This window comes from Pseudoroseomonas ludipueritiae, assembly GCF_014490445.1.
GTDB lineage: Bacteria > Pseudomonadota > Alphaproteobacteria > Acetobacterales > Acetobacteraceae > Pseudoroseomonas > Pseudoroseomonas ludipueritiae.
The window spans coordinates 1-8,159 of the sequence record NZ_JACTUZ010000182.1 but is presented as its reverse complement, the minus strand read 5'-3'; the positions used below and the strand labels follow the sequence as shown (position 1 = coordinate 8,159).

8 protein-coding genes are annotated in these 8,159 nt (G+C 68.7%); 4 read left to right on the top strand and 4 right to left on the bottom strand.

All coding sequences use genetic code 11. The annotated features are described in order from the left end of the window. The gene (locus IBL25_RS22855) at nt 1-168 is read left to right on the top strand and encodes a helix-turn-helix domain-containing protein (RefSeq protein ID WP_367615672.1); all 168 of its coding nucleotides are present in this window, start codon (nt 1-3) and stop codon (nt 166-168) included. A gap of 82 nt (nt 169-250) precedes the next feature. Here IBL25_RS22855 and IBL25_RS22850 read toward each other — a convergent pair whose 3' ends face one another. Continuing rightward, nucleotides 251-1,129, bottom strand: a complete 879-nt coding sequence (locus IBL25_RS22850) for an aldose 1-epimerase family protein (protein ID WP_187780793.1) — start codon at nt 1,127-1,129, stop codon at nt 251-253. Between the two features lie 259 nt (nt 1,130-1,388). Here IBL25_RS22850 and IBL25_RS22845 point away from each other — a divergent pair, with 259 nt between their 5' ends. Continuing rightward, a complete protein-coding gene (locus IBL25_RS22845) occupies nt 1,389-2,135 on the top strand; it encodes a GNAT family N-acetyltransferase (protein ID WP_187780792.1) in 747 nt (248 codons plus the stop codon). Nucleotides 2,136-2,377: 242 nt separating this feature from the next. Further along, on the top strand, nt 2,378-3,970 hold the full coding sequence (locus IBL25_RS22840; protein WP_187780791.1) for a polysaccharide pyruvyl transferase family protein: 1,593 nt from the start codon (nt 2,378-2,380) through the stop codon (nt 3,968-3,970). Nucleotides 3,971-4,066: 96 nt separating this feature from the next. Here IBL25_RS22840 and IBL25_RS22835 read toward each other — a convergent pair whose 3' ends face one another. From IBL25_RS22835 to IBL25_RS22825, 3 genes are all read right to left on the bottom strand, one after another. Further along, nucleotides 4,067-5,041: a quinone oxidoreductase family protein gene (locus tag IBL25_RS22835; protein ID WP_187780790.1), complete on the bottom strand. Its 975-nt coding sequence runs from the start codon at nt 5,039-5,041 to the stop codon at nt 4,067-4,069. Continuing rightward, the gene (locus IBL25_RS22830) at nt 5,038-5,508 is read right to left on the bottom strand and encodes a methylated-DNA--[protein]-cysteine S-methyltransferase (protein ID WP_187780789.1); all 471 of its coding nucleotides are present in this window, start codon (nt 5,506-5,508) and stop codon (nt 5,038-5,040) included. The genes IBL25_RS22835 and IBL25_RS22830 overlap by 4 nt, the downstream gene beginning before the upstream one ends. A 90-nt stretch (nt 5,509-5,598) precedes the next feature. Beyond that, complete coding sequence (locus tag IBL25_RS22825; protein WP_187780788.1) at nt 5,599-7,182, bottom strand: ABC transporter substrate-binding protein; 1,584 nt, start codon at nt 7,180-7,182, stop codon at nt 5,599-5,601. Nucleotides 7,183-7,325: 143 nt separating this feature from the next. Here IBL25_RS22825 and IBL25_RS22820 point away from each other — a divergent pair. Beyond that, nucleotides 7,326-8,159 (top strand): MutS N-terminal domain-containing protein (locus IBL25_RS22820; protein ID WP_456315881.1); only part of this gene is annotated, 834 nt, incomplete at its 3' end.

Genomic DNA, 8,159 nt, shown 5'->3' with positions numbered 1-8,159 from the left:
CTGGCCGAGCGCCTGGCCCATGCCCGCGGCCTGCTGGAGGGCCCGCCCCTGCCGGTGGAGGCCATCGCCGCCGCCTGCGGCTTCAACTCGGCGGCGGTGCTGCGGCACCACTTCCGGGCGCGGCTCGGCACCAGCCCGGCGGCCTACCGGGCGCGCTTCGGCGGCTAGAGCCGTTTCCGCTCGCCTTGGCTCACTTCAACCGCACTGGCTTCTTGTTCTTCCGGGCATCTTCACCCGGTCGGGATCTGCTCTAGACCGTCACGCGCCAGGTGAAATCGCGGCTCTCGCCCGGCGGCAGCAGCAGGATGCCGGGCTTCTCCATGATCTCGCCATCCCAGCCCAGGGGGCTCGCCATGCTGAACCAGGGCTCAATGCAGAGGAAAGGCGCGCCCCCCGGCTTGGACCAGATGCCGAGGTCCTTGAAGCCTTCCCAGGAGACGGTGATGGCCTTGGCCGCCTCGCCTTCCGCCCCCGGCGCCACGAAGCGCACGGAGCGGCTGGCGACGCCCGGCATCACCAGCGCGTCCTGCGCGAAGAGGTCCGGCGAGAGCGGCAGCACGCGGCCATCGAAGGGCAGCGGCTTTTCCGCCCCCAGCAGCGCATCCTGCACCGCCAGCGCCGGGCCGGTCTCGCGAGCCTCGAATTCCAGCAGATGCGCTTCCTGCGCCACCCCGGCCGCCAGCGGCCAGCGGAAGGCGGGATGCGCGCCGATGCCGCAGGGCAGCACCGCATCGCCGGGGTTGGTGACGCGGGTGGTGACGGAGAGGGTGGAGCCCTCCGCCGCGTAGATCATCTCCAGCCGGAAGCGGAAGGGATAGGCGGCGCGGCTGGCCTCGCTATTCTCCAGCCGCAGCACGGCGCGGTGCGCATCGCGCTCGGCCCAGGTGAAGAGGCTGTCGCGGGCGAAGCCATGCTGCGTCACGCGGTAGCTGCGGCCCTCGTGGCGCAGGGTGTCGCCGGCCAGCTTGCCCACCACGGGGAAGAGCACGGGGGCATGGCGCGGCCATTCCGGCCCGGCCTGCCAGAGCAGCTCCTCGCCCTCGCCGTCGCGCAGGCTGCAAAGCTCCGCGCCCTCGGGCTTGATGGTGGCGGTGATCCCCGCCGTGCCGATGCTGTGCCGATCGCTCATGCCGCGCCTCCTGCCGGGCGGGCGCGGGTATCCGGCGGCCCGCTCATCCGCCGGCCCTTGTGCCGCAAAGCCCCGCCCGCGCCAAGACGGGCGGGGCGTCACAGGATAGCGGGTGCGGCGGGCGCCGCGCCTTCGGCCATGGCGCATGGCCATGCGTCCCGCGCGGTGGCGAAGGCGCGGCCATCGGTTGACACCCGCGCGCCGCGGCGGCACCGCCTTGGCTCCGGGCGCCGGAAGCCGCGCCCTGCCGGAGACGCCGATGCCCGAACCCAGCGTGACGCAGCTCGAACTCGCTTCCCATTCCGCCGTGCCGGCGGCGCGCACCGGCTTCGACGGGCCCTTCCTGTTGCGCGCCTTCCTGGGCGGCACCGGCCGGGCCAATGCCACCAGCTCCCTTTCCGCCGCGCCGGACCCGGAGCTGGAGGCGCGCATCGCCCGCATTGAGGCCACCTATGCGCGGCTGGGCCTGGCCGCCCGCTTCCGCTCCACGCCGCTGGACCCGCCGGGGCTGGCGGCGGCGCTGGAGGCGCGCGGCTACCGGGCGGACAAAGGCTCGCTGGTCATGGCCGGGCCCATCGCCTTCGCGGCCGAGGACCCGGCGGTGGAGGCCCTGCCGGCGCCGGACGAGGACTGGCTTTCCGTGATCGCCACCGCCGATTACCAGACCCCGGCGCGGCGGGAGGAAAAGACCCGCGCGCCCGCGATGATGATGGTGCCTGCCACCTGGATGCTGCTGCGCCTCGATGGCCGCCCGGCGGCCACGGCGCAGGTGGCGGCGGATGGAGTCCTGGCCGGGATCTTCGACGTGGCGGTGCATCCGGACTTCCGCCGCCGGGGCTTGGCGCGGCGCGTGCTGGGCGCGGCGGTGGCCTGGGCGGTGGCGCGGGGGGCGGAGACCGCTTGGCTGCAGGTCTCGGCGGAGAACGCGCCGGCCGTCTCGCTCTACCGGCAGCTCGGGCTGGGGGAGTGCTACCGGTACAGGTACTTCGTGAGCAGTGCAGGTTGAATTTGTGTCAAGTTGCACCCTGTTTTGTTGGTATTTGATGGAACAAGTAAAATTTTATCTGTTGGAATGATGGATCAGAATAATATGATAGAATATATTTAAATATCACTGATTTTACACATGAATTTTGGCACCTTATTTTTTTATAACGAGTTGGGACTTCTGCCGTCGTTCGATGACGGATATGATGACCGAATTGTCTTGAATAAATTTTAAGCACCGGCCGCTGGGGAACTGGGTTTATGTCGACATTGAAAGTCACCTATCTCACGCTTCCGCACCAGTCAGAGAACATGTTGCTGAACGTTGGTGACCGGGTCATTTACATGGGGGTGCGCAACATCATGCGTTGCGCGCTGGGGCCGCATGAAGAGGAAGTGCGGTTCATGTCGGACAATGAGCCGTTTCCCACCGATACTGATGTCCTCGTCGTCTGCGGTACGCCCCAGATCCTGCATGGCGGAAAGACGACCAGGAACGTGGACCGCATCCTTGAAGCGGCTTCCAGCGACATCCCGGTCAAGATCAACATCGGCTCCGGCTCGTTTTACTTCGATGCCTTCAAAGGGAACCGCAACGAGCTTGACGCCAGTTTTTCCGAGCGTGTCTCCCGTTCTCCGATTGGAGAGCATTACGCACGTTATTCCAACTTCGACTTAGTGACCTGCCGCGACTTCGGAGCCGTGGCCGCGCTGCGTGCGGTGGGAGTGGATGTGGTGCCGCTCCCGTGCCCCGGCTTCTTCTCGGCCCTTTTCCAGTCCCGCCCCTTGTTCAAGCGGCCACAGCAGATCGTCTCTGTTCTAAACGGGACAGCGAGCTTCTGGAACCGCGTTGCCGGCGATGTGCATGATTTCTACCGCCGGCTGTGGGAAGCCGATGAATCCCGCATCTTCCTCGCTCACGACGAGCAGGACTGCACGATGCTGGCGGACCTTGATATCCCATACGTCACCTTCGGCGACGCGGATGAACTTATTTCCTATCTGGCTGCGTCGGACCGCTTGCTGTCGCTGCGGGTGCATGGCGCCCTACCGGCATGGACGCTCGGGCTGGATGTGACCCTGCTGGGGATCGACCGCCGCGCCTTGCTGGGCGATGACTTCGGGGCGCGGTTCCGTGTCATTCCCCTGCGGACAGAGGATGATTTCCGGAAGGCCGAGGCGGCCCCCGTCCTGCCGGGCCCGCAGCAGAATGACGGAGAGCGCCGCCGTTGGCTGCAGCACCATCTCGACCTTTATGTTAGGAATATCCGGCAGATCGTGTCGCACAAGATGGGCCAGTCCTTGCCGGAAGGCGTGCCACTGCATGCGAATGGGATGCCTGAGCCCTATGTGCCGGCGATAACGGTGTCGTCCGGCCAATACTTCAAGAACTTCTTCTATAACAGCTACAGCGACTTTTCGATCCATCCAGGCACGCTGCGCAGCGCGCATCACCACGAGGTGGTTGGCAACAGGAAATTCGTTGTCACGCAATCGGCGCCGGGCAGCACGCTGGCCTTTGGGCCCTATATCCTTGTGCCGAAGGGGAACTGGCTACTGACTGGCAAAGCCAGGCTGGAAGTCGCGGAAGGCGTGGCGCAGGACGCTTTGAAGAATCACCACCTAATTGTGCGGGTCACCAAGGGGGTGCCTGGGCGCATGCTCGCGCGGGAAGTCTTTGATCTGTCCAACATTGCGGAGGCGCAGGAATACGCCCTGTCGCTGCATTTCGAGAATGACAGCGACACCGGGGTTCTGGAGACTGTGTTCAGTGCCAATGAGGCGTTGCCGGAGGGCATGAGGCTCGTCATCGAAGATATGCGGCTGACCATGCAGCTTTCCGTTCCGGCCTGACCGGCCAGCGGAAAGGCAGCGGAGCGGATCATTCTTGCCAGAGGATGGCCTGCGCCCTTCAGAATGGAGATCCTGTCGGACGCAGGGCGCTCCGCCTCAGGGAATAAAGACGGTGCTGCCGGTGGTCTGGCGCGCTTCCAGGGCGCGGTGGGCCTCGGCGGCGTCCTTCAGGGCGTAGGTCTGGTTGATGCGGATCTTCACCGCGCCGGACTGCACGGCGGCGAAGAGGTCGGCGGCCGTGGCCGCCAGGTCATCGGGGCGCGCGGTATAGGTCGCCAGCGTCGGCCGCGTCAGGAACAGCGAGCCCTTGGCGGCCAGGATGCCGATGTCGAAGGGCGGCACCGGGCCCGAGGCATTGCCGTAGGAAACCATCGTGCCGAAGGGCGCGAGGCAATCCAGCGAATCGGTGAAGGTTTCGCGCCCCACGCTGTCATAGACCACGGGCAGCATAGCGCCGCCGGTGATCTCCTTCACCCGCGCCGGCAGGTTGTCCTGGCCCGCGATCAGCACGTGGTCGGCGCCGTTCTCCCGCGCCAGCTCCGCCTTGGCCTCGGTGGAGACGGTGCCGATCACGGTGCAGCCCAGCGCCTTGGCCCATTGGCACAGGATCAGCCCGACGCCGCCGGCCGCCGCATGCACCAGGATGGTCTGCCCCGCCTTCACCGGGAAGGTGCGGCGCAGCAGGTACTGGGCGGTCATGCCCTGCAGCATCATGGATGCGCCGGTCTGGAAGTCGATGGCATCCGGCAGCTTCACCAGCCGGTCGGCCTTGATGGTGCGAGCCTCGCAATAGGCGCCCAGCGCCATGGCATAGGCCACGCGGTCGCCGGGCTGGAGGTCGGTCACCTCGCTGCCCACGGCCTCCACCACGCCGGCGCCTTCCATGCCCAGCGTCACCGGCAGTTGCGGCACCTTGTAGAGGCCGGTGCGGAAATAAACATCGATGTAGTTCAGCCCGACGGCATGGTGCCGCACCAGCGCCTCGTCGGGCTTGGGGGTGGGCAGCGGCACCTCTTCCCACACCATGGCCTCGGGGCCGCCGGGGGCATGGACGCGGATGGCGTGGTTCATAGGAGGGATCCTTGCTGGCGCACCGCGCGCCGTTCGAGCTCAAGCAGGAAGCGCTTGGTTTGCGGGCCTTCGCCGCCGGAATAGCCGCCCAGCGCGCCGCCCGCCCCCACCACGCGGTGGCAGGGGATGATGATGGGAATGGGGTTGGCGCCATTGGCGCCGCCGATGGCCCGCGCGGCCGTGCCCAGCTCGCGCGCCAGGTCGCCATAGCCGCGTGTCTCGCCGGGCGGGATGGCGCGCAGCGCCGCCCAGACCCGCCGGCGGAAGGGGCTGCCGAAGGGGGCCAGCGGCAGGTCGAACCGCACGCGCTGCCCGTCGAAGTAATCCTGCAGCTGGTCGGCGGCGGCGCGCAGCACCGGCGTTTCCTGCTGGTCCCGCCCACGGCCCCAGTCCAAGGCGACAATGGCGCCGTCTTCTTCCGAAAGGGTCAGGGCGCCGAGAGGGGTGAGGAGGGAGAGCTGTGGCATGACGATCCGTCCACGATTCGACACGCTGGGCGGCCCGCGTCAAGCGCCGGAACCGCGGAAGGGGGGCGGCGGTGGCCGCCCCCGGCGGGTTCAGCCCCGGCGGACACCCCAGGGATAAGGGGCGGTGCCGTCCAGGATGCCGGTGATATCCTTGCGGAAGGCGGTGCGCAGCGTGAACTGCCCCAGCGGCACCGTCGCCACTTCCTCCAGCCCCAGGCGGCCGAGTTCCATGGCGGCCTTCTTCTGGCCGGCCTCGTCGGGGGCATAGAGCCACTCGTTGGTCAGCGCCTCGGCCCGATCGCTCTTCCACCAGCCGAACCAGCCGGCCTCGCCCTGGCCGCGGATCAGCGGCGACATGGCCGGGCTGCCGTAGAAGCCGGAAGGGCCGGTGGTGTGGAAGATGCTCCAGCCGCCCTTCTCCACCGGCTCACGCGAGTTGCGGCGCTGGATCACGGTGCCCCAGTCGGTCTCGGCCAGTTCCACATTCATGCCGGCGCGCTTCAGCGTATCGGCCGTCACCTGCCCCAGCGGGCCGATGTCGGGGAAGTCGGTGGGGTTGATGATCACCACCTTCTGGTTGCCGTAGCCGGCTTCCTTCAGCATGGCGCGCGCCTTGTCGACGCTGCCGGGCATCAGGTCGGCATGGTCGGCGTAATAGGGCGTGCCCTTGGGCCAGATGGAGCGCGTCTCGGTCCAGGCCGAGGTATCGTCCCCCTGCGTGGCGCGCATGTAGTCCTCCTGCACCACCGAGGCCAGCACGGCGCGGCGGATGCGCACGTCCTTGAAGGGCTCCTGCAGGCAGTTCAGCCGCGCCAGCGCCGTGCGGCCGGCCTTGTCCGTCACGCGGCGGATGATGTCGCGGTTGCCGGCCAGCATGGGCTGCAGGTCGGAGAGCGGGCGCTCCCACCAGTCGATCTCGCCATTCATCAGCGCGGCGGCGGCGGTGGCGGGGTCGGTGATGATCTGCCACTCGATGCGCTTGAAATGCGCCACCTTGCCGCCGGTGGCGTAGTCCGGCGCCTCGTCGCGCGGCACATAGCCCTCGAACTTCTCGTAAGCCGCGCTGCTGCCGGAATTGAACTGGTCCGCCAGAAAGCGGTAGGGGCCGGAGCCCACCATCTCCGTCACCGCCTTGCCCGGGTCGGTGGCCGCCAGCCGCGCCGGCATGATGAAGGGGGCGGAGCCGTCGGACTTGGCCAGGGCCGTGCTCAGCAGCGGGAAGGCGCGGTTGAGGCGGATCTCGAAGCTGCGGTCATCCACCACGCGCCACTCGTCCACCACCTTGACCAGCAGCTGGCCGAAGGGGTCCCGGGCGCACCAGCGCTTCAGGCTGGCGACGCAATCGGCGGCGCGCACCGGCTCCCCGTCATGGAACTTCAGCCCCGGGCGCAGCTTGATGCGCCAGAGCTTGCCCTCCTGCTCGACCTCATGCCCCTCGGCCATCTGCGGCTTCACCTGGCCGGCGGCATTGAGGCCGTAGAGCGTGTCGAAGACGTAGTAGCCGTGGTTGTTGGTGACGGTGGCCGTGGTCCAGATCGGGTCCAGCGCCGCCAGATTGGCCTGTGGCACGAAGCGCAGCGTGCTGGCGCGGCTGTTCTGCGCCACGGCGGGGGCGGCGAGGGCCGGCAGCAGCGGCGCCGCCGCGGCGGCTTTCAGCAGGGAGCGTCGGAACATCAAGGCAGCCTTTCATTGGACCGGCGGTTTCCTTCCGCGCGGCATTGGCGGGAGTGTTGGACGCCTTTCAGGGTGGGGGCAAGCCCGGGGGAGGTCCCGGCACGGCATTCCGGGGCGCGGCGATCCAGGCTAGGACTCGCCCCATGCATCCTGCCGCCCCTATCCCGCAGCAGCCCACCCGCGCGCCCGACGACGGCCGCGCCCCCGCCGGCAGCCGGCGCCCCCGCACGGCGGAGGGCGCCACGCCCGCCATGGCGCAATGGTTCACCGCCCGTGCCCAGCACCCCGGCGCGCTGGTCTTCTTCCGCATGGGCGATTTCTTCGAGTTGTTCTTCGAGGACGCACACAAGGCGGGCGAATTGCTCGGCCTCGCCGTCTCTCATCGCGGCGAGCACCAGGGCGAGCCCATCCCCATGGCCGGCGTGCCGGCGCATGCGCTGGAAGGCTACCTCGCGCGGCTGATCCGTGCCGGCCACCGCGTCGCCATCTGCGACCAGCGCGAGACGCCGGAACAGGCCAAGGCCCGCAAGGCGCCGACTATCCGGCGGGAGGTGGTGCGCCTCGTCACCCCCGGCACCGTCACGGAAGACGCGCTGCTGGAAGGCAGCCGCCCTGCCTGGCTGCTGGCGCTCTGCCCGTGCGAAGGCAGCCTGGGCGCCGCCTGGGCCGACCTTTCCACCGGCGCCTTCCGCACCGAAGTGCTGCCGGAAGCCGAGCTGGCCGCCCTGCTGGCCCGGCTGGAACCCGCCGAGGTCCTGACTCCCGCCGCGCTGGAAGGCCACGCGGCCCTGGCCCCCTGGGAAGAGCGCATCGCCGCCGCCGAGCCGCCGCGCGACCCGGCGCGGGACCTGGCGGAGTTCTTCGGCGTCGCCACCATGGAGGGTTTCGGCGCCTTCCAGCCCGCCGAGCTGGGCGCCGCCGCCATGGCGCTGGCCTATCTGCGCGCGACGCAGGGCGAGGCCGCCCCCCGCCTGCGC

Bases quoted from the DNA above. Each gene is read 5' to 3' on its own strand.
- IBL25_RS22845 (WP_187780792.1), top strand. From the start codon at position 1,389: ATGCCCGAACCCAGCGTGACGCAGCTCGAACTCGCTTCCCATTCCGCC.
- IBL25_RS22850 (WP_187780793.1), bottom strand. From the start codon at position 1,129: ATGAGCGATCGGCACAGCATCGGCACGGCGGGGATCACCGCCACCATC.
- IBL25_RS22830 (WP_187780789.1), bottom strand. From the start codon at position 5,508: ATGCCACAGCTCTCCCTCCTCACCCCTCTCGGCGCCCTGACCCTTTCG.
- IBL25_RS22825 (WP_187780788.1), bottom strand. From the start codon at position 7,182: ATGTTCCGACGCTCCCTGCTGAAAGCCGCCGCGGCGGCGCCGCTGCTG.
- IBL25_RS22840 (WP_187780791.1), top strand. From the start codon at position 2,378: ATGTCGACATTGAAAGTCACCTATCTCACGCTTCCGCACCAGTCAGAG.
- IBL25_RS22835 (WP_187780790.1), bottom strand. From the start codon at position 5,041: ATGAACCACGCCATCCGCGTCCATGCCCCCGGCGGCCCCGAGGCCATG.